The sequence below is a fragment of the Mitsuaria sp. PDC51 genome, assembly GCF_900113225.1.
Taxonomy (GTDB): domain Bacteria; phylum Pseudomonadota; class Gammaproteobacteria; order Burkholderiales; family Burkholderiaceae_C; genus Roseateles.
Map to the genome: position 1 here is coordinate 800,010 of NZ_FOZE01000001.1, position 26,038 is coordinate 826,047.

The following is a 26,038-nucleotide window of genomic DNA, read 5'->3' on the forward strand; positions in this document are numbered from 1 at the left end:
ACGCCGGCGGCCAAGCAAGAAGCGGGCACGGCTGGCGGGCGGATGCAATTACCCCGAACGGTACTCCTGTGAACGTCCTATGGTTATACGATGCGCCGTATGGCTTCTATATGCGATTGACCATGTCGGACGAGCTGAACTTCGACAAGATCGACCTCCTTCTGGTGCGGGTCCTGCATACCTTGATTTCCGAGCGCAGTGTGTCTCGGGCCGCGATGCGGCTCGGCAGCACGCAGCCCGCCTTGAGCGCGCAGCTGCGGCGCCTGCGCACCCTGACGGGCGATCCACTGCTGGTGCGCAGCGGCGCGGGCATGACGCCCACCGCGACGGCGCTGGAACTGCTGGCCCCCGCCGAGCGCCTGCTGCGCGAGGCCGACGAGCTCTTCGGCGCGCGGCTGCGCAAGTCCGGTTTCGATCCGGCCAGCGCCGAGCTGCGCTTCCGCGTCGCCGCCAGCGACTACCTCGACCCGCTGTTCCTGCCGCTGCTGGTGGCGCACCTGCAGCGCCACGCGCCCGGCGTGCAGCTCGATTTCCAGCCGCTGAATGCCGATTTCGACTACCGCGCCTCGCTGGCACGCGGCGAGGTGGACCTGGTCATCGGCAACTGGCTGGAGCCGCCGGAGGAACTGCACCTGGGCCGGCTGCTGGTGGACGAGGTGGTCTGCCTGGTCAGCCAGGACCACCCGGCCGCGCGCATGGCGCCGCGGGCCTGGACCCAGGAGCGCTACCTCGACTGCCAGCACCTGGCGCCGATGCCGCTGAGCCGCGGCCAGCCGGGCGTGATCGAGCAGCACCTGGCCTCGCTGGGCCTGGAGCGCCGCATCGCGGTGCGCTGCGCCCACTTTGGGCAGTTGCCGCAGATGGTGGCGCGCAGCTTGCTGGTGCTGACGACCGGGCGGCTGTTCTGCCACCGCTACCTGGATCACTTGCCGGTCACCGTGCTGCGATGCCCGGTGGCCTTCCCGCCGATGACCTATTACCAGCTGTGGCACGACGTCAGCCACAACAGCGCGCCGCTGCGCTGGCTGCGCGAGCAGGTGCGCGAAGTCGCGCGCGAGCTCGTGCCGTGAGCGGCGTGGCACCGCAGCCGCCGACGTTCCCGCCTTTCCGTTCTCTCCTGTCCGCCTGATTCCCGACGCATGACGACCGACCGTTCCGCCACTCCGGCACGCCTGGCCCTGAAGGGCGACCTGCTGGACTTCACCGCCGCGCCGCAATGGGGCCGCGTCGACGATCCCGCCGTGCGTTTCCGTCCCGGCCACTGGCTGCTGATCGACAACGGCCGCATCGCCGGCGCGCAGGCCGAGGACCCGGGCGAGGGCTGGGTCCGCGAGGACCACAGCGGCCGGCTGATCCTGCCGGGCTTCGTCGATACCCATGTGCACAGCCCGCAGCTGGACGTGATCGCGTCCTACGGCACGGAGCTGCTGGACTGGCTCAACACCTACACCTTCCCGGCCGAGCAGCGCTACATGGACCCGGAGGTCGCGCGCTACGGCGCGGACCGCTTCCTCGATGCGCTGCTGGCGCATGGCACGACCTCGGCCGTCGTGTACCCGACGGTGCACAAGGTCTCGGCCGACGCGCTCTTCGACGCGGCCGCCGAGCGCGGCATGCGCCTGATCACCGGCAAGGTGCTGATGGACCGGAACGCCCCGGAGGGCCTGCGCGACGACGTCGTCCAGGCCGAGCGCGACTGCCTGGACCTGATCGCGAAGCACCACAGGCGTGCGCGCCTGGCCTACGCGGTGACGGTGCGCTTCGCGCCGACCAGCACGCCGGAGCAGCTCGCGATGGCCGGCGCCTTGTGCCGCGCCGATGCCAGCCTCTACATGCAGACCCACGTCGCGGAGAACCGCGGCGAGGTCGAGTGGGTGGCCCAGCTCTTTCCCGAGGCGCGCAGCTACCTCGATGTCTACGACCGCGTCGGCCTGCTGCATCCGCGCGCGGTGCTGGCGCATGGCATCTGGCTCGACGACGAGGACCGGCGCGTGCTGGCCCGCACCGGGGCGCACATCGCGCATTGCCCCTCGTCCAACCTGTTCCTGGGCAGCGGGCTGTTCGACTGGCCCGGCGCGCTGGCCGCGGGCGTGCGCGTCAGCGCGGCCAGCGACGTGGGCGGCGGGACCTCGCTGTCGGCGCAGCGCACGCTGGCGGACGGCTACAAGGTGCAGGCGCTGCGCGGCCAGCGGCTCACCGCCTGGGCGGGGCTGCATGCGGCCACGCTGGGCGCTGCCGAGGCCTTGGGGCTGGCGGAGGAACTGGGCCACTTCGGTGTGGCTACACTGGCCGACGTCTGCATCTGGGACTGGGCCGCGGGGCCGGTCGCCGAGGCCCGCATGGACCTGGCGCGCGACCCGCACGAACGGGCCTTCGCCTGGATGACGCTGTCGGACGATCGCAACCTGGTGGCCAGCTACGTCGCGGGCGAGCTGCGCTACCGCAGACCCTAGGAACCTGCCTGTCCCCATGACGCCGCCACGCCTGGAACTCCGCCGCATCAGCAAGCAGTACCCCGGCGTGAAGGCCAACGACGCGGTGTCGCTGTCGGTGGCGCCGGGCGAGATCCACGCGGTGCTCGGCGAGAACGGCGCCGGCAAGTCCACCCTGATGAAGATCATCGCCGGCGCGGTGCAGGCCGACGCCGGCGAACTGCTGTGGGACGGCGCCCCGCGGGCGCCGCGTTCGCCGGCGCAGGCGCGCGCGCTGGGCATCAGCATGGTGTACCAGCACTTCTCGCTGTTCGATTCGCTGACCGCGGCGCAGAACATCTGGCTGGGACTTGACAAGGCGATGACGCTGGACGCGGTCCGCGCCCGCGTGCGCACGCTCTCGGCCGAGTACGGCCTGCCGCTCGACCCCGAACGCCCGGTGCATGCGCTGTCGGTGGGCGAGCGCCAGCGGGTCGAGATCCTGCGCGCGCTGATGACCGCGCCGCGGCTGCTGATCCTGGACGAGCCGACCTCGGTGCTGACGCCGCAGGCGGTGGAGGCGCTGTTCGTCACGCTGCGCCGGCTCGCCGACCAGGGCTGCGCGATCCTCTACATCAGCCACAAGCTCGACGAGATCCGCGCGCTGTGCCATCGCTGCACGGTGCTGCGCGCGGGCCGGGTGACGGGCGAGGTCGATCCGCGCCAGGAGAGCAACGCCAGCCTGTCGCGGCTGATGATCGGCGCGGAGCCGCCCCGGCTCGCCGCGCGTGCCGTGCGCGGGCACGCGCCGGCGCGATTGCGGGTGAGCGGCCTGAGCCTGGCGCCGGAGACGCCGCATGGCACGGCGCTCGCGGACATCGCGCTGGCGCTGCGACGCGGCGAGATCCTCGGCCTGGCCGGGGTGTCGGGCAACGGGCAGCAGGAACTGCTGCGGGTGCTGTCCGGCGAGGACCGCCGCGCTGAGCGCGGCGTCGTCACCTGGATCGCGGATGACCCGTCGACTGACCCGTCGACTGACCCATCGAATGCCCCATCGAATGACGCTTCGAATGACCCGTCGAACTCGCGGGTCGCAGCCGGTGCCGTGAACCGCATCACCGATCTCGGACCGCTCGGACCGGCCAAGCGCCGCGCGCTCGGGCTGCACCACGTGCCGGAGGAGCGGCTCGGACGCGGCGCGGTGCCGTCGATGTCGCTGGCGCAGAACACGCTGCTGACGCGGCGCGAGCCGGTGGGACGGCTCGGTCATGTGTCGACGGCCAAGGCCGCGGCGCTCGCGCGGCGTCTGATCGAGCGCTTCGGCGTGCGCGCTGCCGGGCCGCAGGCCGCGGCGCGCAGCCTGTCCGGCGGCAACCTGCAGAAGTTCATCATGGGCCGCGAGATCGACGCCGCGCCGAAGGCCCTGGTGGTCGCGCAGCCGACCTGGGGCGTGGACGTCGGCGCCGCGGCGCAGATCCGCGCGGAGTTGCTCGCGCTGCGCGACGCCGGCTGCGCGCTGCTGGTGGTCAGCGAGGAACTGGACGAGCTCTTCGAGCTCAGCGACCGGCTGGTGGTGATGGCGCGCGGGCGCTTGTCGCCGGCGATCCCCGTCGGACAGGCCAGCGTCGCGCAGATCGGGCAGTGGATGAGCGGGCTGTGGGACGTGGCCGCGGGGGAGGGCGCGCATGCTGAAGCTTGAACCCCGCCCGCAGCCGTCGGCGGCGATGTCGCTGGCGTCGCCGCTGATCGCGCTGGCGCTGACGACGCTGATCGGCGTGGCGATCTTCGTGGCGCTGGGCAAGGACCCGCTGCAGGGCCTGCGCATGTTCTTCTGGGAGCCGCTGCGCAATGGCTACGCGCTCGGGGAACTGGGGCTGAAGGCGACGCCGCTGGTGCTCATCGCGCTGGGGCTGGCGGTGGCCTTCCGCGCCAACGTCTGGAACATCGGCGCGGAGGGCCAGTTCGTCGCCGGCGCGCTGGCCGCCGGCTGGGTCGCGATGCAGGCCGACGCCGGCAGCACGAAGCTGATCGTCCTGCCCATCCTGCTCGCGGGCGTGCTCGGCGGCGTGGCCTGGGCCTCGATCACCGCGGCGCTGCGCGACCGTTTCCATGCCAACGAGATCCTCGTCAGCCTGATGCTGGTCTATGTCGCGGAGCTGCTGCTGCAGTACCTCGTCTACGGGCCGTGGAAGGACCCGGCGGGCTACAACTTCCCGCAGACCATCACCTTTCTGCCGGCGACGCAGCTGCCCAAGCTGTTCATCGGCACGCGGCTGCACATCGGCGTATGGATCGCGCTGGCGGCGGTGATCGGCTGCTGGTGGCTGCTGATGCGCTCGATGGCGGGGTTCGCGCTGCAGACCGGCGGCATCGCGCCGATGGCGGCGCGCTACGCGGGCTTCTCGTCGCGTGCGGCGCTGTGGGGCGCGATGACGCTGTCGGGCGGCCTGGCCGGCCTGGCCGGCGCGCTCGAGACGGCCGGCCCGCTCGGCCAGCTCACGCCCTACGTGCCGGTGGGCTACGGCTTCGCGGCCATCATCGTGGCCTTCGTCGGACGGCTGCATCCCGTCGGCATCGTGCTCTCGGGGATCCTGATGAGCATGTTCTACATTGGCGGCGAGCTGGCGCAATCGCGGCTCGGGCTGCCGAAGGCGATCACCGGCGTGTTCCAGGGGCTGCTGCTCTTCTGCCTGCTGGCCTGCGACACGCTGATCCACTACCGCGTGCGGCGCGTCGCGGGGCTCGGCGCCCCCGGCCTCGACAAGGAGCAACGCTGATGGATGCCTGGGCCCTGCTGATCGCCGCGACGCTGAACGCGGGCACGCTGGTCGCGCTCGCGGCGCTCGGGCTGCTGATCAATGAGCGCGCCGGCGTCGTGAACCTCGGGGCTGAAGGCATGATGCTGGTCGCCGCGATCGCCGGATTCGCGGCGGCGGTGCACAGCGGCAGCGACCTGGTGGGTTTCCTGGCCGGGATCGGCGCGGGCGTGCTGATGGCGCTGGTCTTCGGCGCGCTCGCGGTTTACCTCAACACCAACCAGTACGCGACCGGGCTGGCGCTGAGCCTGTTCGGCGCGGGCTTCTCGGCCTTCGTCGGCCAGAACTACGTGCAGGCGAAGCTCGGCCCGCGGCCCGCGTTCGCGGTGCCGGGCCTGGCCGACATCCCGTTCATCGGGCCGGCGCTCTTCAAGCAGCATCCGCTGGTCTACGGCGCGATCGCGCTGACAGCGCTGCTCGCCTGGGGACTGACGCGCACGCGCGCGGGGCTGGTGCTGCGCGCGGTCGGCGAATCGCCGGAATCGGCGCATGCGCTGGGCTATCCGGTGCGGCGCATCCGGCTGCTGGCGGTCGTCGCCGGCGGGGCGCTGTGCGGGCTCGCGGGCGCCTACTGCTCGGTGATCTACACGCCGCTGTGGGTCGAAGGGATGATCGCCGGCAAAGGCTGGATCGCGCTGGCGCTGACCAGCTTCGCCACCTGGCGGCCGGCGCGCGTGCTGCTCGGCGCCTACCTGTTCGGCGGCGTCACCATGCTGCAGTTCCACCTGCAGGGGCAGGGCGTGCAGGTGGCCAGCCAGTTCCTGAGCATGCTCCCCTACCTGGCCACCATCGTGGTGCTGGTGATGATCTCGCGCAACGAGGGCTTCATCCGCGCCAACATGCCGGCCTCGCTGGGGCGGCCGTTCCATCCCGGCGGATAGCCGCGCGCGGCGCCCGACCCTTCGCCCTTCCGCTTTCCGCTTTCCGATCACGACTTCGCTGGAGAACCCATGTCCGTCCGATATCCGCGTCCGATGCTCCGCCGTTGCCTGCTGATCGCCGCCTCGGCGGCCGCCGCGCTCGCGCTGGCCGCGTGCGGCAAGAAGGACGACGCGCCCGCCGGGGCGGCGTCCGCGCCGCAGGCGGGTGGCGCCGCGTCCGGGGCCGCGCCGCTCAAGGTCGCCTTCGCCTACGTCGGCCCGGTGGGCGACGGCGGCTGGACCTTTGCCCACGACAACGCCCGCAAGAAGCTCGAGCAGACCTTCGGGTCCCGCATCCAGACCAGCTTCGTAGAGAAGGTGCCCGAGGCGGCCGATGCCGAGCGGGTCTTCCGCGACCTGGTCCAGCAGGGCAACACCCTGGTCTTCGGCACGACCTTCGGCTACATGGCGCCGATGCTGAAGGTGGCCGCGGACAGTCCGCAGGTCCGCTTCGAGCATGCGACCGGCTACAAGCAGGCCGCCAACCTGCGCAGCTACGACGCGCGGACCTACGAGGGCGCGTACATGGCGGGTGTCGTCGCCGGCGCGATGACGAAGACCGGCACGCTGGGCGTCGTCGGCTCCATCCCCATCCCCGAGGTGATCCGCAACATCAACAGCTTCACGCTGGGCGCGCAGAGCAGCAACCCGAAGGTGACGGTCAAGGTCGTCTGGGTCAACGAGTGGTTCAACCCGCCCCAGGAGACCAACGCCGCCCAGACGCTGATCAACGCCGGCGCCGACGTGCTGATGCAGAACACGGATTCGAGCGCGGTGCTGCAGACGGCCGAGAAGAACGGCAAGTACGCCTTCGGCTGGGACTCGGACATGAGTTCGTACGGGCCCAAGGCGCACCTGGGCTCGGCGGTGATCGACTGGTCGCCGTACTACATCGCCAGCGTCCAGGCGGCGCTGGACGGCAGCTGGAGCGCCGGTCCGGGCAAGCACAGCTGGTGGGGCGTCAAGGAAGGCGCGATCGACCTGGTGTCGCTGAACGCCGCGGTGCCGGCCGAGGTCAAGGCCCGGGTCGACCAGGTGAAGGCCGGGCTCAAGGACGGCAGCTTCGTCATCTGGAAGGGGCCGATCGCCGGCCAGGACGGCAAGGAGGTCCTGGCGCGGGACAAGGTCGCCGACGACGCGTTCCTGCAGAACATCCGGTTCTACGTGAAGGGCGTGGAGGGGCAGGTGCCCGCCGGCAAGTGAGCGACCGGTTCCTCCGTCCATCCCGCCGGATCGACGCTCCGTCGCGGCGCTCCGCCGCCAGTCGGCCACGGGATGGGCAAGGACTGACCCCGGCGTCTACAGTCGCCGGATCCCGGGATGGTCCCGGGCCCGATCAGGAGAGGAGAACCCGATGAGGAAGTCGTTCCCGAAGGCCGCCCCGCGGCACGCGCTGACGCTGCTGGGCGTGGCCTTGGCGGCCGCGATGGCGATGCCCGCCCAGGCCGCGACCGAGAAGGCCGCGGCCCGTTCCGAGGCCAAGGCCAGCCAGCCGCGCCCGGCCAAGCGCTACACGATCGAGCAGTTCATGGCGACGACCTCGATCAGCGGGGCGTCCTTCTCCCAGGACGAGCGCCGCATCCTGTTCAGCAGCAATGCCAGCGGCATCTTCAATGTCTACAGCATCAGCGTCGACGGCGGCGAGCCGGTGGCGCTGACCGCCTCCAAGGCCGACAGCCATTACGCGGTCAGCTACTTCCGCACCGATGACCGCGTGCTCTTCACCCGCGACCAGGGCGGCAACGAGAACAACCACCTGATCGTGCGCGAGCTCGACGGCAGCGAGCGCGACCTGACGCCCGGCGACAAGGTCAAGGCTGGCTTCAACGGCTGGAGCCGTGACGGCGACGCCTTCTTCGTCACGACCAACGAGCGCGACGCCCGCTACATCGACGTCTACCGCTACGACGCCAAGACCTATGCGCGCACGCTGGTCTACCAGAACAACGAGGGCAACGCGGTGTTCGGCGTCAGCGGCGACGGTCGCTGGGTGGCGCTGGGCAAGACCAACACGACGGCCGACTCCGACGTCTACCTCTACGACACGCAGTCCAAGGAGACCAAACACCTCACGCCGCACCATGGCGTCGCGTCCTTCAGCGTGACCGGCTTCGACCCGGCGTCGACGACCCTGCTGATGCTGTCCAACGAGGGCGCCGAGTTCCAGCGCCTGCTGGCCTACGAGCTGGCGTCCGGCCAGACGCGCGAGCTCGAGAAGGCCGACTGGGACATCGTCTACAGCAGCTACTCCCGCGACGGGCGCTACCGCGTCACCGGCATCAACAACGATGCCAGCCTGGAGCTGCGCATCGTCCAGACCGCCGATGGCCAGCCGGTGACCCTGCCGCGGCTGCCGGGCGGCGAGCTGCGCGGCGTGGCCTTCTCGCGGACCAGCCAGCGCATGGCCTTCTACCTGAACGGCGACCGCTCGCCGAGCAACCTGTATGTCTACGACTTCGGCAGCAAGCAGGTGAAACAGCTGTCGCGCAGCCTGTCCCGGGACATCGATCCGGAAGAGCTGGTCGAGGCGCGCATCGTGCGCTTCCGCTCCTTCGACGGCATGGTGATCCCGTCGGTCTACTACCAGCCCAAGGAAGCTTCCCCGACCCACAAGGTGCCGGCCGTGGTGCTGGTGCATGGCGGCCCTGGCGGGCAGACGACGCGCGGCTACTCGGCGATGGTCCAGTACCTGGTCAACCACGGCTACGCGGTGCTGGGCATCAACAACCGCGGCAGCTCAGGCTACGGCAAGAGCTTCTTCACCGCCGACGACGGCAAGCACGGCCGCGAGCCGCTGTGGGACTGCATCGAGGCCAAGACCTACCTCGCCAGCACCGGCGTGATCGATCCCGAGCGCATCGGCATCATGGGCGGCAGCTACGGCGGCTACATGACCCTGGCGGCGATGGCCTTCCGGCCCGAGGCCTTCAAGGTCGGCGTGGACATCTTCGGCGTGTCCAACTGGCTGCGCACGCTGGAGTCCATCCCGCCCTATTGGGAGAGCTTCCGCAAGGCGCTGTACCTGGAGATCGGCGATCCGGTGAAGGACAAGGACTTCCTGGTCGCCACCTCGCCGCTGTTCCACGCCAAGGAGATCCGCAAGCCGCTGCTGGTGATCCAGGGCAAGAACGATCCGCGGGTGATCAAGCCGGAGAGCGACGAGATCGTCGAGGCCGTCAAGAAGAACGGCGTGCCGGTGGAGTACGTCGTCTTCGACGACGAAGGCCATGGCTTCTCCAAGAAGAAGAACCAGATCGAGGCCAACCAGAAGACGCTGGAGTTCCTCGACAAGTACTTGAAGCCCGGCTTGAAGAACTAAAACCGTGTGAAGTTGCACGGCTTACAGGCTGTTGCCCGGGGCGGTGGCAGCTTGGGCAGCATGCACCCCCAGAAGCCCGGCCCCGTGCCGGGCTCTTTTGTCCGAAGAGAGAGAAGCGCCCGATGGAGGGCGTCCAGCGGACCACAAGTCCGCGACGCGGCGTCGGGCGATCCACAAGACGGGGGAACAAGTCATGCGATTCGAAGGAACCTTGGACAGCTGGTACGCCGAGCGCGGCCACGGCGTGGTGCGGCCCGAGCAGGGCGGCGAGACGCTGTTCGTGCATGTGTCGGCCTTCCCGATGGACGGCCAGCCGCCGCAGGAGGGCGAGCGCATCAGCTTCGAGATTGTGTCCAGGAGTGACGGCAGCAAACAGGCGGTGCGGCTGCAGCGCCTGCAGGCCCACAGGCTGCCCTCGCAACTGCGACCCCGCATGGCCTCCCGCCCGCCGCGGCCGATCGCGCGCCGCCGCACGTCGCCACTGACCTGGATGGTGCTGGTGCTGCTGGCGCTGGGCGTCGGCGCCACCGTGTGGACGCCGGCCAGCCATGCGCTGGGCGGCGCGAAGGCCCAGGGCGAACCGTCGCGGCGCTGAACCAGTTGACTCCTTGGGGCCGGCCCTTGCGGCCCCGTCGCCCTCGCGGAGGCCTGTTGCTCCGCTTTTTGCAGGCTGCCCTCGGGCAGCCTTTTTTGCGTCCTCAGACCTTCAGTTCCAGGCGCACGGTCCAGACGGTGAAGCTGCGGCCGGTGCTTTCGCTCGTGACCAGCCGGCCCGGCGTGACCGCGATGCTGCCGTTGCCGTAGCTGAGCGGCACCAGGTTGCTCGCGGCCAGTCGCAGCGCCACCGCGGACGAGAAGGTCCACAGGGCCGAGACGTCGATGACGCGCTTCTTGTCGATCTCGTTGAGCACCTGGTCGCTCTGCTGCAGCAGCGTGGTCGGCGTGTAGTTGAGCGAGGCGCCCAGCGTCAGCGGCAGCGAGCGCAGCCGGTAGTCGGCGCCCAGGTTGGCGGTGTAGCGGGGCTGCTGGTCCAGCTTGTTGTCGGGACCGCGGATGCCGTCCACCGAGGAGTCGAACAGCGACAGGTTGCTGCGCAGGTTGATCGGCAGCGCGTCGGCGAAGTATTCGTCGAGGCGGAACTTGGCCTCGAGCTCGACGCCGTGGGTGGTGGCGTTGCCGATGTTGCGCGGCCGGATGACCCAGCGCGGCTCGGTGGCGTAGGGCACGGTCTCGAGCTGGGCCTGGGCGCGGATCAGGTCGGTGATGCGGCGATAGAAGAAGTTGACGCTGAGCAGCCCGCCCTTCGAAAGGTATTTCTCGTAACCGATCTCGACGCCCGTCGCCATCTCGGGCTTGAGGTCGGGGTTGCCGAAGCGGTCGGGATAGTTGATCAGGTTGCTGCCGCAGAGCGTGGCCGGCGGCTGGCAGGTGAACTGGCTGTTGATGCTGAGCCGGCCGATGACGTCGTTGAGGTTGGGCGCCTTGTAGCTGCGGGTCAGGCTGGCGCGGATCTGCTCGCGGCTCTTCTCGTCGATCTTGTAGACGCCGTGCAGCAGCGGGGTGAGCACGCTGGAGGTGTTCTTCACCGGGCCCTGGTTGTTGCTGCTCTCGGTCTGGATGCCTTCCCAGCGCAGGCCGGCGTAGAAGCCCCACTGCTTGCCGACGCTCCATTCGTCCTGCGCATAGGCGGCGAGCCGGCGCGTCGATGCGGAGACGTTCTCGCCGAAGTCGGCGAGGAAGGCGCAGTTGTCGCGCCGCATGGTGCTGCCGTAGACCTCGGTGCAGCCGCGCGTCTGGTCGCGCGTGGTGCCTTCGCCCTCCAGGCCGGCGACCAGGCTGTGCTCGTTGTCCATCTGGTGGTTGAGCTTGAGGTTGACGCTCCACTGCGTGTCGCGGCTTTTCGTGGTGTCGTCCTGCGTGCGGAAGAAGAGGCCCGGCGTGGCGTCGAGGTCCTCCTCGCGGTGGGCATCGCCGTCCATCGTCATGCGCCCGGCGCCCAGCCGCGTCTCCAGGCGGGTGCGCTCGTCCAGGCGCTTGTTCCACTGCAGGTTCAGCCGGGCCATGGTGGCGCGGTTGCTGCTGTCGCTGGTGTAGCTGTCGTACTTGATGCGCTCGAACGCGTTCTCGTCCGGCACCGCCGACTGGGTCTGGCGGGCGCTGCTGGCGCCGCGGCCGCGGTTGACCATCACGAAGGGCTGGAGCGCGAGCGTGTCGCCGCCCGCCAGGCGCAGCTGCAGGCGGCCGGTCAGGTTGAGCGACTTGCGCTCGTCGGCGCTCTGCCCGCGGGTCTGCAGCAGGGTCTGGCTCTGGAGCGCGCCGGTGCCGGTGTCGAAGCGGCTGGTCAGCGACTGCGACGCGATGTCGTCGAGCCGCTTGTGCTGCATCGCGTTGACGGTGAGGTTGTAGGCGGTGCCCTGGTCGTCGAGCTTGTCGTTGCGGGTCCAGCTCAGGTGGGGCGTGACGTGGTCGCGCTCGAAGGTGGAGGCCAGGCGCAGTTCGTTGAGGCGGCGCTGCAGGGCCTCGCGCAGGACGACGTTGATGGTGCCGGCGATGGCGCGCGCGCCGAACTCGGCGGTGGGCGCGCGCATGACCTCGATGCGTTCGATCTGTTCGGGCGGGAGCTCGTCGAGCGAGAAGCCCGGCGGCATGCGTTCGCCGTTGACCAGGATCTGGGTGTAGCCGCCGCCCATGCCGCGCATGCGGACCTCGCCGCCGCGGCCGGGTCGTCCGCCGGTGGTGACGCCGGGCAGGCGCTTGAGCACCTCGCCGATGGTGGCGTCGCCGTAGCGTTCGATCTCCTCGCGGCCGATGACGATCTTGGAGGCGGTGGCGGCGCGGCGCTGGTCGTCGTCGCGCGAGGTGCCCTGGATCTCGACGCGGTCGAGCTGGGCGGGGTTGTCGGGGGCGTCGCGCCGGGCGGGTGACGGCGCGGGGCGGGGGGCGGGCGGTGTCGCGGCCGGCGGGGGGGAGGTCGTCGTGGCGGGCGCGGTCGCCGGCGGGGCCGGGGGCGCGGGAGGCGCGGATTGGGACCAGGCGGGGGCGCTCAGGCCCAGCATCAAGGCAACGGAGAGTGGACGCGGGGCGGGGCGGCGGGAGCTTGTCATCGGGCAGGCCAGTGCGAGGCAAGCGCGGCCGATCTGGCGATGGCTGGGACGGAAGCGCGGGGAATTTGTATGGGGGTCGTCAGCCGGGCCGAGGCGGCCGGGTCACGGAACGGGCCGAAGCATCGCACGGTGTACGTTTCGTGAAGCGGCGCCGCTGCGGACTTTCAAAGTTCTTTACCCAAGGTGATGGGCGGGCGCGACGGCGTTGAGGGAAAACCCGCAGCGGAGGCGGGTCCACGGCGTCGGCGATTCGACAGCCAGGTGGTTGAAGTCCCTGAATGGGGGGCAGACGATCGGCTTGCTACTGGAGTGGGCCATTGGCCCGCTCGCGAGCAAAGGAGAGCGTGGGGGCACGCCCGATCAGGACGGCGGGCGACGATCGATCACGCTGAGATCGTGCGGCTCGACGCCGATGCGGCCCTCTTCCTTTCTTCCCATGGAGCAGCAATGCTTGGACTTCTGAATCTCGACAAGGTGAAACGGCTCGGCGCCAAGCGATTTCTCGTCTTGTTCGCGTTGGCCGTGTCGGCGATGTTCTTTGGCCTGTTCGTGGCGATCGGCGTGCTGATCGAGGGCGAATACGTGGCGCGAAGAGGCTTCCTGGTGGTCAGCCTCGCGTATGGCTTCCTCATGACGGCCATCTTCGGATGGGACCTCTGGCGATCTCCGCCGCCCGATCACGGTGATGCCGGCGAGCAGCGTGACGGTCAGACCTGACCAGCGACAGTCTGCGACGAGCTCCGCGGCGCCCCAATGAAAGAAGCCACCCGTCGGGGTGGCTTCTTTCTGAAGAGGGTATCCGGACGCTGGTGACGGGTTCCAGCTTTCTGCCCTATGTCGCAGTCGGTTGTTTGTCTCGGATGCATGGCATTGTGCCGAGGCTGTGTGACGGCCAGTTGACGAAAAGCGAGGCGACTCCGGGTCAGTTCATCGGCGGGCGTCCGGTGCGTGCCGTGACCGATCGCAGCGGCTCAGCAGGCGGGTGCCGTGTCGCTGTGCAGGCGCCGGGTGGACTCCCGCACGATCAAGCGCGGCACCGGGGGCTGCACCGAGGAACTGCCATGCCGGAGCAGATCCAGCATCGCGGCGGCGGCGCGCCGGCCAAGCTCGGCGATCTGGACATCGATCGTCGTTCGCGGTGGGCTGGCATGGGCGGTGTTCAGCAGGTCGTCGTAGCCGACGAGCGAGACGTCCTCGGGCACGCGGATCCCGCGGCTGTGCAGCACGCGCGCGGCGCCGGCGGCCATCTGGTCGTTCGCCGCGAACACCGCGGTGAAGGCGGTACCGCGCTCCAGCATGCGCGTCATCGCGGCAGCGCCGCCGGCCTCGAGGTAGTCGCCGTTCGCGATCAAGGCTTCGTCCAGCTCCAGACCGGCCTCGGCGAGCGCCGCCCGGTAGCCCGCCTCGCGCTCCTTCGCATCCGCATGCGTCGCATCCCCGCCGATGAACGCGATCCGCCGATGGCCGCGCTCGATCAGGTGGGCGGTCGCCGCCTGCGCGCCCGCGGCGTCATCGGTCTTGAGCGCGTGAAGGCCCGGCGCCTGCAGCGACCGTCCCGTGACCACGACCGGCAACTCGCGCGCGAGCGCCGCCAGGAAGGCGTTGTCCAGGCCGCCCGTCAACACGATGATCCCGTCGACGCGCCGGGAGCGCAGCGAGGCGATGCAGCGTTGTTCCTCTTCCGCCTGCCAGTGGCCGCTCGACACCACCAGTGCGTAGCCCGCAGGCGTCAGCACTTCCTCGATGCCGCGCAGCAGCAGCGCGTAGAACGGGCTTTCGAAATACTGGACGAGCAAGCCCACGTTGAAGGTGCGCCCATCCGCGAGCGCCCGTGCGATGGTGTTGGGGACGAATCCCAGGGCAGCGATGGCCTGTCGCACGCGCTCGGTCTTGTCGGCGCTGACCTGCGCGCTGCCGCTCAGCACGCGCGACACGGTGCTCGGCGACACACCGCTGGCCGCGGCCACCATGCCCAGCGTCACCTCGCTGGACGTCGATAGGAGAGGCTTCTTTCTCTTCATTGGAAAGCGCTTTCATGGACGCGCCATCCTACTCCTGCGAGCGCCAGGCTGTGGAACGGGCGCCGGGATGGAAGAATGCGGCCCATGCCCGCTCCGGCTCGTTGGAATCCTTGCCGGGCGCGATGCGGGCCCGCCGATTGCTATGGCGGCTCCAACCATTTCCGAACGACACCATGCAGGATCGCCTGAAAGTCCTGATCGCCGATGACCAGCCCGATTCGCTGGAGCTGCTGCGCGAGCTGCTGACGGTCTACCACTTCGAGCTGAAGGTCGCGCCCACCGGGCTGGAGGCGATCCGCATCGGGCTGAAGTGGGAGCCGGACCTCCTGATCACGGACATCGCGATGCCGGACGCCGACGGCCGGCACGTGGCGAGCCGTCTGAAGCTGAGCCTGCCGGCGCTGGTCGCGATCGCGGTCAGCGGCACGCCGCTGAACACGGATTTCGAGTCGGCGGAGGACCTCGTGTTCGACGATTACTTCGTCAAGCCGCTCAACTGGGCCCGGCTGCACGCGGTGTTGACGCGGCATGGGGCGAAGCTGGTCGAGCCGGGCGGTGCGCAGCTGTTCGGCGCGGACGATGGCGCCGACGTGTCGTTGGAGGCGCCGACGGACCCGAGCCGGCGGCCGGAGCGATGAGGCGGCTGCTGCACCTGACCAGCCGTCACCGCGCGCCGTCGACCAACCAGGCGCTGGGGCTGCTGCTCGCGTTCAATGCGGGCGCGGTGAACGCGGGCGGCTTCCTGATCCTGCAGCGCTACACCTCGCACATGACCGGATTCGCCTCGCAGCTGGCCGATGGCGCGGTGATGGGGCAGGGCACGCTGGTGCTGAACGCGCTGGGCGCGATCCTCGCTTTCGTGTGCGGCGCGGCGGTCTGCGCGGTGCTGGTGAACTGGGCACGGCGGCATGGCCTGCGCAGCGTTTACGCGCTGCCGCTGATGCTGGAGGCAGCGCTGCTGTTCCCGTTCGGCCTGATGGGCGCGATCACGCTGACCTGGCACACGCCCTTCGCGGTGCCGCTGACGGTGCTGCTGCTGGCCTTCATCATGGGCCTGCAGAACGCGGTCGGATCGAAGACCTCGGGAGGCAGCGTCCGCACCACCCACATGACGGGGAACATCACCGACCTGGGGATGGAGCTCGGCAAGATGCTCTATTGGAATCGCCAGCCCAAGGCGCTGCGGCCCGGCGTGCGGCATGACCGCGAGCGGGCGCTGCGCGCGGGCGGCCTGCTGGCCGCCTTCGTCCTGGGCGGCGTGGCGGGGGCGCTCGGGTTCAAGCACCTGGGCTTCATCTGCGTGGTGCCGCTGGCGACAGTGCTGTTCGTGCTGGCGCTGCCGCCGGTGACGCGGGACTGGGGACGGTGGAGAGGGGTGCTGGCGCGGCAGCGGTGAGGGGCTGGACAGGCGTCAGCGCGTGGATCGCAGGCGCAAGTCTCTTTCGCGTCGAGCCGCCTCACGCTCCTCCGCCTCCCGCTGCCGCGCGATCCGGTCGCCTTCCGCGGGATCGGCCGCGCTGTGGACGGCCTCGGCACGGCGGCGGGCGTCAGGGCCGCCGGTCAGGCTGCTCTGGGCGTCGACCGCCTGCTTGCTGACGGTCCAGTCCGCGGCGCTGTACTTGCCCTGGCCCTTCTGGCATTGGCGCGCCCGGCGGATCTCGTCCTGGACGAAGCGTTTCGCCTCGGGGCTCAGCGAGATCGAACTCGCCTTGGTCTCCATGCCGGCGATGTCGCGGTCGGAGGGGCAGACGTTGGCGGGAGCGATCGGTGCGGCCGGTGCCGCCGACGGCGTCGCGGTCGCGGCTTGCTGCTCCGCGGCGGCAGCCTTGGCGCGCTCGATTGCGGCGCGGTCCGCCGAGGTGTCGATCACATTGCTCTGCAGCGACCGCGACGTCATCGCTTCGCCCTTGGCCGGGCAGGGCTGGTCCGAGTACTGGACCTTGCCGTCGATGGTGCATTTCCAGACCTGGGCCTGGGCGGTGGGCGCCGCCATCGCGACGGCGGCGAGCAGGCCGGCGAAGGCGGTCCGGTGGATCTGTGGCATGTGCTTGTCTCCCTGAAGCGAATCGAACGCGCCAACTCTCGCATGTGTTGACAGGCCGGAGGCACGGGGCGTCGGCAGGCAGCTCGGCATCGGAGGCGGCGATCGCCGCGGGTCCGGGACCGGCGCGAGCCCGTCAAGTCCCCTCCCGCCGCTTCCCCGTCCTGGCCGTGGCCGACCGCGGATGAAGCGGGCAGCATGCGGTCCTCCGAAGCCGCGGCGTGGACCGACAGCATGGCCTTGATCTCCCTTCAGCGGACGCTCGCGGCGTCCGCCTGCGCATGGATGGCGGGTGGCGCGATCGCCGCGCCAGATTCCGCCGCGCTCGCCACCGATCCGGCGGCGATGACGCAACTGGTCGAGGCGGTCACCCTCGACGTCATCTCCGAGCTCTCCGTGTCCGCGTGCGAGGACGTGGGCGCGCCCTCGGCCCCCCAGATGCGTGACGCGTGGGTGGCCTGGCGGACGCGTTACCAGCTCCCGCCGCTGCGGGTGATCGTGACGCGCGTGATGACGCGCAAGAGCAGCGATCCTCCATGGGACAAGCTGGTCGAGCCGGTCCGCAAGCGGGTTCTCACGAACGCCACGCCCGATCAGGCCTGCGTCGCGATGGCGCGCGAATGGGACGGCCCCGGCATGGACATCGCTGCGAAGTATCCGCAGGCCATGCCGGTGGCGCGGGCGCTCGTACAGGCGAAGCTCGTGGCGCCGCCGACGCCGCTGCCCGTGGCTGTCGAGCCGGCGCGCGGCCAGCTCCTGCTGCCGAGCCAGGTGGTCGCCTTGACGGCGCAGCGGGGGAGTTGGCTGGCGATCTCCGATGAGGCGGCACTTCGCAAGATGGGGCAGGTCTATGTGAAGGGCCGGGTGGCGCGCGATATCCGCTATCCCGAGCGCTTCCACCTCGTGCAGGAGCGGGGCGGCCGGCAGGCCGAGCAGTTGATCCATCTGAAGTTCAACGCCGAGCCGTGGGTGGGCCGCGAGATCGTGCTGCGCGGGGTGGTGACCTCGCTGAGCCGGCTGTCGATGGACCTGGCCGATGCCGCGCTGGTGAATGATGCGTCGGGGCTGACGGTGTCGCCGCTGCAGCAGGCGCCACTGGCGCGGAAGGAGGTGCTGCTGCAGCGCGTGATGAGCGCGCCGGGTCAAGGTTTGAGCGAGAAGGATCTGGTCGCGGTCGTGCTTCATGGGGAGGCCAACTACAACTACGGCACCCGTTGGGAGGAGGACGTCAGGTTCCTGCTGAAGGACGGGACGGTGTACCGCCGCACGGAGATGCCGCCGGATCAGTTGAACGTCGCCGCGTCGAGGCAGTTGGAGCCGCGGCGCTGGGGGCGGTGGAGGAGCACCGGCAAGGGCTACGAGATGCAGGAACAGGACGACGACGGGCGGCCGCTCGGCGAGTGGAAGTTGGAGAAGCATGTCGCGATGAAGCCGTGGCCGAAGGATGCGAGGCTGGAAGGGAGCTTCAGCCGAAGCAGCTTCAACGGGAGCATGGTCACGGGCGGGACCTCAGCGACGCGCGGGATCCGGTTCACGAAGGACGGTCGCTTCGAGCGCAGCTACAGCGCGCTGTCGAGCACGGGCAGCCTGCAAGCGATCACCGGGACGGTGATCGCGGGGTCGTCGCAGGGGGACGGATCGGGGAGCAGCAGCACCGGCGGCGGGACGGTGGGGACGGGGCTAGGGACGGTCGGTGCGACCAGCGGGACACGGACGAAGGACGATGGGGCGAGCCGGAGAGGTCGGTATCAGTTGAGCGGCTACGCGATCACGCTGACCTATGACGACGGACATGAGGAGCGGCTACTCAGTTTTCCGGTCGATGGGAATGGCCGGAGTGTGTATGTCGGGAGTGGGAGTTATGACCTCTCGAAGTGATTTGCCTCGACCTAGTCGGCTGTACCCGTATTGTTTCGGAACTCGTCCTGTAGCTTCACGAACCATTCGCCGTAATGGCGATATTTGTCCTTGGCGACGGGGTAATTGTGGTTCAGGTCGAAAAGATCCTCGAACCAATAATTGTTTGATCCAGTTTTCTGGAAAAGGATAAAGGGATGGATGTCTCCGCTGCGTAGTTCGTTCATCAGCGCGGGCTTGATGATTCGGCCGTACGGATGCCCAAGCCGGTCGTTCGCCGTTTCGAGCAGGTCGTAGATCAACGGGATGTGGTGATGGTCACCATGCCAGTTCCAGAAATCCATGTTGAATCCGAAGGGGTAGACCTTCCATCGGAACTCTGAGAACTGACTTATCAACACCAGATCCATCGAATCGGGTTCGATGGCCATATACGAGGCGAGAGGCGATTCTGCGGCAATTGCCTTAATCTTCTCGACTTGATAGTCGTAGATGGATTCGGTGGGGTACTTCTTGCCAGCGCCGTGCTTCAACCATGCCGTCGATATTCCGGTCAGCGTGGATAAGGAGTCGATGTCGTGCTCTGCGATCTCGACTTCGCCAGATTCGATCGCTTTCCAAGCTCTTTCGCTTGGGAAATGCAAATGTTCAATGATTCTAGAGGCGGGTATGGATGCATCTTCTCGGCCTTCCTTGATTCGATGTCCACAGTCGAAATATCGCACTGAGCGGGAGGCTGGAGAATCTGAAGAAGTCGACTCGCCGAAATAGTTGAGGAGAAGGGACGAATTCCCTGCAGTGTGTTTGGTGATGCGTTCGAGCGAAAGAGGATCGAGCTCCCAACCCAGCGCCGCGCAGGCGGACCGATAGTCCTCTACTTCATCCTTGAGGGGTGTGTTGACACAGATCAGTACGCGCCGAATCTTGCTCGCAAATTTTGTCGACGGCAGCTTCCCGATGTCCTCGATGATCTTCTTTGGAATATCCGTCTGCTGGGTCGTGCAAATGATGGCGGTATATGTGTCATCCGATGCGTGGTACACGTGAGCGTCACATTTCCCGGTCGTCGTCTTGCCAATGAAGTTGAAGGACGGTTCCAAACGATCAAAGCCGGGATAGATGCTCGGCAGCAGGGTGCTCATGAATCGTTCGAACTCGTCGGAGCCCATTGCGCCGATTTTGATTCGGATACGGTCGATCAATGCGTTGTTCATGGCAAGAGACAGATTGGTCGGGGCTGGTGTTGTAGAGCATTAATGCATGCGCAGGACATCCCCCCAGGGTAGGGGAGTGCGACGGTCGGTGTCGGCGGGCGAAGCGAACCAAAAGAAAAAGCCCCGATGCATCGCTGCAACGGGGCTTCAGTTTGGCTCCTCGACCTGGGCTCGAACCAGGGACCTACGGATTAACAGTCCGGCGCTCTACCGACTGAGCTATCGAGGAAAAGTCTGCTCAGATCCTATCGATCTGAATTCTTGGGCCAGGGTCTTCGGTCGGACTCTGGCTGAAAAAGAACGAAGGTCCGAAGACCTTCGTCATCTGATCTTGGCTCCCCGACCTGGGCTCGAACCAGGGACCTACGGATTAACAGTCCGGCGCTCTACCGACTGAGCTATCGGGGATCAGAGCCTAAGAGTATACACAGAAAAATCAGAAGCTCACAAGACCCACTCCACCGACGCACGCCAGGTGCGATTGGCGAGCGGGTACAGGTAGACGTGGCCGTACTGGTACGGCGATTCGCGCCACGCCCGGCGGTCAGTCACGTTGTCCACGCCGACACGCCAGATCAGCTGTTGCCGACCGATGTTCTGCTCGTAGCGCGCGCCCAGGTCCAGCCGCGTCCAGCTCGGGATGGCCAGCGAGTTGTCCGGCAGCACCATGCGCTTGCCCTCGTACACGACGCCCGCCTGCAGCTCCAGGCCCGGCAGCCCGACGCCCTGGCGCGCCTGCAGCTTCAGCACCGTCTCCGGCACGTTGGTCGGCTTCAGGCCGTTGAGCGTCGCGTCCTCGCTGCGCTCGCGGCGCGCGCGCAGCTTCATCGCGCTGGCCATCAGACCACCGTTCGTCCACTTCAGATCCGCTTGCGCTTCCACGCCGCGATGGTTCTGCTCGCCGTCGATGCGGGTCTCGAGCATGTCCAGGCCGTTCACCGTGACCGCGACGTCACGCGTCGCGGGCTTGCTGACGTCGAAGTAGTTGATCGACCAGTCCACCGTCCGGCTGCCCGACTTCAGACCGATCTCCCACTGCCTGCTGCGCAGCGCCGGCAGCACCGCCGTGCGGTTCGCATAGACCGGCAGGTTGGGCACGACTGCCGATTCAATGCCCTGGCCCCAACTCGCGTAGGCCAGCAGCTGCGCGTTGATCGCGTAGCTCACACCGAGCCACGGCGTCGTGAACGACTGCGCGTACGGATTCGGCGTGCCGACCTGGCCAGCCTCCGGGCCGACCGCGACGCTGTCGCGCTTGAGCCGCGTGTGACGCACGCCGAGCCAGCCTTGCCAGCGCTCGCTGAACTGCATCGCGTCGCGCAGGTAGACCTCGGTGCTGCGCTCGGTGCGGTTGGTGTTGGTGCCGGTGAGCGTCGGGTCGGCCGTCGTCGGCAGCGTGCCCCAGATGTTGCCGGTGCCCGCCCAGTTGTAGGCCTGGCCCTGCAGCCGGCTCTTGTAGCGCGAGAGCAGCACGCCGGTCGTCAACTCGTGCGTGATGCCGGCCGTGTTGAGCCGGCCCTGCGCCGAGAGGTCGAGCGCGTCGCTGTTGCGGTGCTCGTTCTCGCTGCGGAAGTCGTACTGGTCGAAGGTGCCGTCGGGGCAGTAGGTGCTCGGGTAATAAGTGCCGTCGCCGGCGGTGCAGCCGAATGGGTAGGCGAGGCGGTCATCGGTGACCAGCCGCTGGATCGCGGCATGCGCCTGCAGCTTCCAGTCGGCATTCAATTGGTGCTGCACGCGCAGGGAAGCGGTGCGGCCCTCGAAGACGACCGGCAGGCTCCACGATTGATTGTTCAGGTTGGTGCGCGGATCGATGGACTTCGCGTCGGGCAGGCGGTCGCCGAGCAGGCTGAAGCCGGGCTGGCTGGGCTGGGACTGGCGGGAGACCTCGACCTCGGCCTCGACCAGCGTGTCGCGCGTCACGCGCCAGTCGCCGGCGACGGCCATCATCCAGCGATGGCCGTCGGCGTCGCGCAATTCGGGCCGGAGCTTGGCGGCCTGCAGATTGACGCGCAGGCCGAAGGCCTTGTCGTTGCCGTGGCCGTCGCTGAAGCGGCGGCTCCAGTCCATCGCCGATTCGAGGGTGCCGCGCTCGCTGACGCCGAGCGTCACGCTGGTGAGCTCGGTCGTCGGCCGCTTCACGACGAGGTTCACGAGGCCGCCGGGGGCGCTGGTTCCCGCCTGGATGCCGCTCGTGCCCTTGAGCACCTCCAGGCTGCTCTTGTTCGCGAGGGGCAGGGCGGTCTCGGCGTTGATCGGCAGGCCGTCGCGACGGAAGTTGAAGCGGTTGTCGAGGTCGTAGCCGCGGATCTTCAGGTAGGAGACATACCCCGCGGAGTTGTACGAGTCGCCCACGCTGGCGTCCAGCAGCGTCAGGCCGGCCAGGCTGGTGAGGCCGCGGTCGGTGAGCTGTTCGGCGCTGACGATGCTGGCCTGCATCGGCAGCTTGGCGACCGGCGTGTCGCCGAAGCCGCCGACGGTGGCGGGCGCCTCGGCCGAGCCCTTGATGACGACGCTGGGCAGCGCCGGCGCGGCCGTCTGCGCGGCGGCGTGGAAGGACAGGCCGCCGGCCGCGAGCGCGAAGGCGAGGCGGCGGAGCGGGAATGGAGTCAAGCGAGACGAAGTTGCCATCGATGTGCCGGAGCCAGAAACGCGATGGCAGGTCGGCAAACCAGCACGCCGATGAGAAGGCGGCGTGCGAGGACACGAGGCGTGTCGAAGGCATGCTTCCCTGCGCGAGGATTACCTCAAGTCTCCTGAAGGAGACTTTGACGCGCGCCTTGCGGCACGCGCCAACAGGTTCAAAGGGACTTTCTCAGCCGGCCCCTGACGCATCGTCCGGACCAGCACCCCTAGCGAGGCTCGCCGGACGGGCCGGCGAGCGGGTGGGATTCTAGCGGGAGGCGCCGCGGCGCCGGGCCTGCCACCCTGGGGATGTCACAACACGCCTTGCCATCTCGTCTTGCCAATGTGGCCAGCCGATGTGCGTTGGCCCACGCCTCAATCCTGGAAGGACAGTGACATGAACGTGACGATCATCGGAGGCAGTGGCCTCATCGGCCGGAAGCTCGGCCCCCTGCTGGAGCGCGCCGGTCATCGCGTGGTCCTGGCGTCGCCCTCGCAAGGCGTCAACACCTTGACCGGCGAGGGCCTGGCCCAGGCCGTGGCCGGCGCGGACGTGGTGGTGGACGTCAGCAACTCCCCCTCGTTCGAAGCCCAGGCGGTGCTGCAGTTCTTCCAGACCTCGACGACGAACCTGCTCGCCGCCGAGGCGTCGGCGGGCGTCCGCCACCACGTGGCCCTGTCGGTCGTCGGGGCCGACCGGCTCGCCGACAACGGCTACATGCGTGCCAAGGTCGCCCAGGAGGCGCTGATCCAGGAGGGCCGGGTGCCCTACACGATAGTGCGAGCCACCCAGTTCTTCGAGTTCCTGACCGCGATCGCCGGGGACGGCGCCGAAGGCGACGGCGGCGCGCGCGTGTCGTCGGCGCTGTTCCAGCCCATGGCGGCCGCGGACGTGGCGGCGGGCCTCGCGGACGTGGTGTCGCGGGCGCCGCGCAACGCCATCGTGGAGATCGGCGGGCCGCAGCGGCTGCCGATGAGCCAGGCGGTGCAGCGGGCGCTCGAGGCCCACGGCGATGCGCGCCGCGTCGTCCCGGATGCCCAGGCGCCGTACTTCGGCTCCGTGCTGGACGACGCCTCGCTGGTCGCGGGCGCGGACGCGCAACTCGGCGCGACGAGCCTCGAGGCCTGGCTCGCCAATATTGCGGGCGCGGGCGACCGCTGAGTCGGAACGCGCGACCGCAGGAATGCGGGAACGCGGCCCTGCGCCGGGTCGCCGTCCGCCCGCGGCACCGGCCCGTTCAACGGCCCCATCCGCAGTTCAGGACACGCCCGTCCCCGTCCCTGAGCGCGCCGCATACAACGCCTCCACCATCAAGGAGGATTGAACATGCATGCGGATTCAGCAGCCGTCGCGGCGGCACGGGCGGGCGAGGGGCAGGCGCCGCTCGCTCCCCCTCGGAAGAAGGGCTACTTCCTGGCCAACGTCGCCACCGTGCTCGCCCTGGCGGTCGGCGCGGCGGCGACCTGGATCACGGCGATGGCGCTCGTGGAAGCCTATGGCATCGGCCCGCACAACTTCGGCCAGGCGGTCCAGGCGGCGCGGCGGGAAGCTCCCGGCGTCGGCCTGTACCTGCTCGACGCCGGCGCGCTCGCCGTCGTGGCCGTGCTCTCCTGGCTGGCCGCGCGAGGCTATCGGTCCGGGCGCTGAGGTTCGACATCTCCCACCAATGGGGGAAAGCGATTGACGTCGACGCCACGGACCGGTCCACTCCGCCCTCGTGAGCGCGCCCAGGACGCGGCAAAACCTGCGTGAGGCGCCGGAAATTCGAATGCATTCGCCTGTTGACGGATGAATTCGAATGAATACACTGGGCCGGTCCCAACGGTTTCAAGCCTCATCGTCATGAACGCGAGCAGCCCGCCGCCCACCATGGAGCCCTTGTCGGCCCGCATTCCCAGCGACCTGTACCTCTGGCTCGCCCAACTGCAGGTCGAAGGGGCGACGACCAACAGCGACAAGCTGCGCGTGCTGCTCGGCCAGCTCAAGCGCCAGCACGACGGCGCCTTCGACTACGTCGCCGCCCATGCCTGGACCCGCGACCTCACCGCGCGGCTGCGCGAGGCGCTGGTCCGGATCGAGAGCGAGAGCGGCCACCACTCCGAGGTCGTCAGCCTGTTGCTGGACCACTTCGTCGCGGCCCTGGCGTTGGCCATCAGCCAGGCCCCGGCCGACGCCGACGACGCCCGCAAGTTCGAGGAGGCGCTGGTGCGTCGCGCCGCCACCCTGTGCGAGACCCTGCTGCGCCAGGGCACGCCGCTCACCGCCGCGGCCTACGACCCGCAGGTCGTGAGACGTCACCTCGGGCCGACCCTGGACCTCGCCCATCCCCTGCAAGCCACTTCGTCCTCGAAAGGATCCTGAGATGACCGACTCCCTGAAGACCCGCGTGGGCCGCGTGATCGCCGGCAGCGTGCACGCGCTCCTCGACCGCATCGAGGATCAGGCGCCCGAGGCGACGATGGAGCAGTCCCTCCGCGAGGCCGACGCCGTCATCGACGAAGTGCGTCATGAGCTGGGCACCGTGTCGGCCAACCGCCACCTGTCGCAGCGCCAGCACGCCAACCTGAACCAGCTGCACGCGACCCTGTCGTCGCAGATCGACGAGGCGATGAGCGCCGGCCGCGAGGACCTGGCCCGCGCCGCCGTGGCCCGCCAGCTCGACATCGAGGCCCAGCTGCCGGTGCTCGAGACCACGCTGGCCGAGCACGCGCGCCAGGAAAGCGAGCTGACCGGCTTCGTCGCCGCGCTGCTCGCGAAGAAGCGCGAGATGCAGGACGCGCTGGCCGAGTTCCGCAAGAGCCGCGCCGCCGCCGCGACCGCGACGGCACCCACCGGTGCCGGCAGCGCGGCCCACCGCATCGGCAAGGTCACCGACGCCTTCGACCGCGTCTACGAGCGCCAGACCGGTCTCTCCGGCACCGTTCGTCAGAACAGCCTGCAACAGGCCGCGCAGCTCAAGGAGCTCGATGACCTGGTCCGCGACAACAAGATCGCCGAGCGCATGGCGCAGCTGAAGGCCGCCAAGTCATGAGCCTGTTCACCGCGCAGGAGAACCTGCCGTTCGGGATCGGCTTCGCGCTGATCGTCGGCATCGCGGTGGTCGAGGGCGCCGGCATGTTGATCTCGCTCAGCCCCAGCAACCTGATCGACGACTGGCTGCCCGAGGTCGACGGCGACTCCGGCCTGGACCGCGTGCTGGGCTGGCTGCACCTGGGCAAGGTCCCGGCGCTGGTCCTGCTGCTGCTGTTCCTGACGGGTTACACCGTCTTCGGCTACAGCCTGCAGGTCGTGATGAACGGCCTCTTCGGCGGCTACTTGCCCGCCGCGGTGGCCGGCCTCGCGGCGGTGCCGGCGGGGCTGGCGACGGTGAGAGGCCTGGGCGCGTTGATCGCGCACATCATTCCGCAGGACGAGACCAGCGCCGTCAGCGAGCAGAGCCTGGTGGGCCGCGTCGGGGTCGTCGTGACCGGTTCGGCCCGGCGCGGGCTCGCGGCGCAGGCGCGGGTCAAGGACGTCCACGGTCGCTCGCACTACCTGATGGTCGAGCCCGATGTGGATGACGAGGTCTTCCAGGAGGGAGCGCAGGTGCTGATCGTCAGCAAGGCCGGCGCGTTCTACCGCTGCATCGCCAATCCGCATCCGACCTTGATGTAGCGCGGCGCCACGGAGGGCGCATCGTGCCGCTGCCGCCGATTTCCATACCAACACGGAT

At 68.9% G+C, this 26,038-nt stretch carries 22 protein-coding genes and 2 tRNA genes; 17 read left to right on the top strand and 7 right to left on the bottom strand.

All coding sequences use genetic code 11. From position 1 onward, the window contains the following. Positions 1-110: 110 nt before the first annotated feature. The 8 genes from BM393_RS03555 (at position 111) to BM393_RS03590 (ending at position 10,061) form a co-directional block, all read left to right on the top strand. Positions 111-1,070 (top strand): LysR family transcriptional regulator, encoded by a 960-nt coding sequence (locus BM393_RS03555; RefSeq protein WP_254783193.1) that lies wholly within the window; start codon positions 111-113, stop codon positions 1,068-1,070. A 69-nt stretch (positions 1,071-1,139) separates the two neighbouring features. Then, positions 1,140-2,453 (top strand): guanine deaminase, encoded by a 1,314-nt coding sequence (gene guaD, locus BM393_RS03560; RefSeq protein ID WP_091722035.1) that lies wholly within the window; start codon positions 1,140-1,142, stop codon positions 2,451-2,453. A 16-nt stretch (positions 2,454-2,469) separates the two neighbouring features. Next, on the top strand, positions 2,470-4,110 hold the full coding sequence (locus BM393_RS03565) for an ABC transporter ATP-binding protein (RefSeq protein WP_091722038.1): 1,641 nt from the start codon (positions 2,470-2,472) through the stop codon (positions 4,108-4,110). Further along, a complete protein-coding gene (locus tag BM393_RS03570) occupies positions 4,097-5,188 on the top strand; it encodes an ABC transporter permease (RefSeq protein ID WP_091722043.1) in 1,092 nt (363 codons plus the stop codon). The genes BM393_RS03565 and BM393_RS03570 overlap by 14 nt, the downstream gene beginning before the upstream one ends. Next, entirely contained in the window at positions 5,188-6,108 is a 921-nt protein-coding gene (locus tag BM393_RS03575; protein ID WP_091722048.1) for an ABC transporter permease, read from the top strand. Before BM393_RS03570 ends, BM393_RS03575 begins: the two co-directional genes overlap by 1 nt. 69 nt (positions 6,109-6,177) lie before the next feature. Beyond that, complete coding sequence (locus tag BM393_RS03580) at positions 6,178-7,350, top strand: BMP family ABC transporter substrate-binding protein (RefSeq protein ID WP_091722053.1); 1,173 nt, start codon at positions 6,178-6,180, stop codon at positions 7,348-7,350. Between the two features lie 151 nt (positions 7,351-7,501). After that, entirely contained in the window at positions 7,502-9,466 is a 1,965-nt protein-coding gene (locus BM393_RS03585) for a S9 family peptidase (RefSeq protein WP_091722057.1), read from the top strand. A 193-nt stretch (positions 9,467-9,659) separates the two neighbouring features. Continuing rightward, a complete protein-coding gene (locus BM393_RS03590; protein WP_091722061.1) occupies positions 9,660-10,061 on the top strand; it encodes a cold-shock protein in 402 nt (133 codons plus the stop codon). Between the two features lie 103 nt (positions 10,062-10,164). Here BM393_RS03590 and BM393_RS03595 read toward each other — a convergent pair whose 3' ends face one another. Next, positions 10,165-12,522, bottom strand: a complete 2,358-nt coding sequence (locus tag BM393_RS03595) for a TonB-dependent siderophore receptor (RefSeq protein ID WP_091722064.1) — start codon at positions 12,520-12,522, stop codon at positions 10,165-10,167. 444 nt (positions 12,523-12,966) lie between these two features. On the opposite strand from BM393_RS03595, the gene BM393_RS03605 reads away from it, so the two are divergent. Then, positions 12,967-13,287, top strand: coding sequence for a hypothetical protein (locus BM393_RS03605; protein ID WP_141225213.1), 321 nt, complete (start codon positions 12,967-12,969; stop codon positions 13,285-13,287). A gap of 254 nt (positions 13,288-13,541) precedes the next feature. Here BM393_RS03605 and BM393_RS03610 read toward each other — a convergent pair whose 3' ends face one another. Next, positions 13,542-14,591, bottom strand: a complete 1,050-nt coding sequence (locus BM393_RS03610; protein ID WP_091722076.1) for a LacI family DNA-binding transcriptional regulator — start codon at positions 14,589-14,591, stop codon at positions 13,542-13,544. Between the two features lie 173 nt (positions 14,592-14,764). Here BM393_RS03610 and BM393_RS03615 point away from each other — a divergent pair, with 173 nt between their 5' ends. Together BM393_RS03615 and BM393_RS03620 are read left to right on the top strand one after the other, a co-directional pair. Further along, the gene (locus BM393_RS03615) at positions 14,765-15,229 is read left to right on the top strand and encodes a response regulator (protein ID WP_175538175.1); all 465 of its coding nucleotides are present in this window, start codon (positions 14,765-14,767) and stop codon (positions 15,227-15,229) included. Then, positions 15,226-15,987 carry a YoaK family protein gene (locus tag BM393_RS03620; protein WP_091722084.1) on the top strand — a complete coding sequence of 254 codons (762 nt, stop codon included), beginning with the start codon at positions 15,226-15,228 and terminating at the stop codon, positions 15,985-15,987. The genes BM393_RS03615 and BM393_RS03620 overlap by 4 nt, the downstream gene beginning before the upstream one ends. A gap of 15 nt (positions 15,988-16,002) precedes the next feature. Here BM393_RS03620 and BM393_RS03625 read toward each other — a convergent pair whose 3' ends face one another. Continuing rightward, complete coding sequence (locus BM393_RS03625; RefSeq protein ID WP_091722087.1) at positions 16,003-16,635, bottom strand: hypothetical protein; 633 nt, start codon at positions 16,633-16,635, stop codon at positions 16,003-16,005. Between the two features lie 195 nt (positions 16,636-16,830). Between BM393_RS03625 and BM393_RS03630 the strand changes: the two genes are divergently transcribed. Further along, a complete protein-coding gene (locus BM393_RS03630; RefSeq protein ID WP_091722090.1) occupies positions 16,831-18,510 on the top strand; it encodes a hypothetical protein in 1,680 nt (559 codons plus the stop codon). Between the two features lie 11 nt (positions 18,511-18,521). On the opposite strand, the gene BM393_RS25080 is transcribed toward BM393_RS03630, so the two are convergent. The 4 genes from BM393_RS25080 to BM393_RS03650 form a co-directional block, all read right to left on the bottom strand. Next, positions 18,522-19,703, bottom strand: a complete 1,182-nt coding sequence (locus tag BM393_RS25080; RefSeq protein WP_141225214.1) for a hypothetical protein — start codon at positions 19,701-19,703, stop codon at positions 18,522-18,524. Between the two features lie 153 nt (positions 19,704-19,856). After that, a tRNA-Asn gene (locus BM393_RS03640) sits at positions 19,857-19,932 on the bottom strand. Between the two features lie 103 nt (positions 19,933-20,035). After that, positions 20,036-20,111: transfer RNA gene (locus BM393_RS03645), tRNA-Asn, on the bottom strand. Between the two features lie 36 nt (positions 20,112-20,147). After that, positions 20,148-22,313: a TonB-dependent siderophore receptor gene (locus BM393_RS03650; RefSeq protein WP_254783194.1), complete on the bottom strand. Its 2,166-nt coding sequence runs from the start codon at positions 22,311-22,313 to the stop codon at positions 20,148-20,150. Between the two features lie 409 nt (positions 22,314-22,722). Here BM393_RS03650 and BM393_RS03655 point away from each other — a divergent pair, with 409 nt between their 5' ends. The 5 genes from BM393_RS03655 to BM393_RS03675 all read left to right on the top strand — a co-directional run bounded on the left by BM393_RS03655 (position 22,723) and on the right by BM393_RS03675 (position 25,980). After that, positions 22,723-23,487: an SDR family oxidoreductase gene (locus BM393_RS03655; RefSeq protein ID WP_091722099.1), complete on the top strand. Its 765-nt coding sequence runs from the start codon at positions 22,723-22,725 to the stop codon at positions 23,485-23,487. 165 nt (positions 23,488-23,652) lie between these two features. Then, complete coding sequence (locus BM393_RS03660; RefSeq protein WP_091722102.1) at positions 23,653-23,973, top strand: hypothetical protein; 321 nt, start codon at positions 23,653-23,655, stop codon at positions 23,971-23,973. Positions 23,974-24,168: 195 nt separating this feature from the next. Next, positions 24,169-24,687 carry a hypothetical protein gene (locus BM393_RS03665; RefSeq protein WP_091722105.1) on the top strand — a complete coding sequence of 173 codons (519 nt, stop codon included), beginning with the start codon at positions 24,169-24,171 and terminating at the stop codon, positions 24,685-24,687. A 1-nt stretch (position 24,688) separates the two neighbouring features. Then, positions 24,689-25,357, top strand: a complete 669-nt coding sequence (locus BM393_RS03670; protein WP_091722109.1) for a PspA/IM30 family protein — start codon at positions 24,689-24,691, stop codon at positions 25,355-25,357. Beyond that, positions 25,354-25,980 carry a YqiJ family protein gene (locus tag BM393_RS03675; RefSeq protein ID WP_091722113.1) on the top strand — a complete coding sequence of 209 codons (627 nt, stop codon included), beginning with the start codon at positions 25,354-25,356 and terminating at the stop codon, positions 25,978-25,980. Before BM393_RS03670 ends, BM393_RS03675 begins: the two co-directional genes overlap by 4 nt. Positions 25,981-26,038 lie beyond the last annotated feature (58 nt).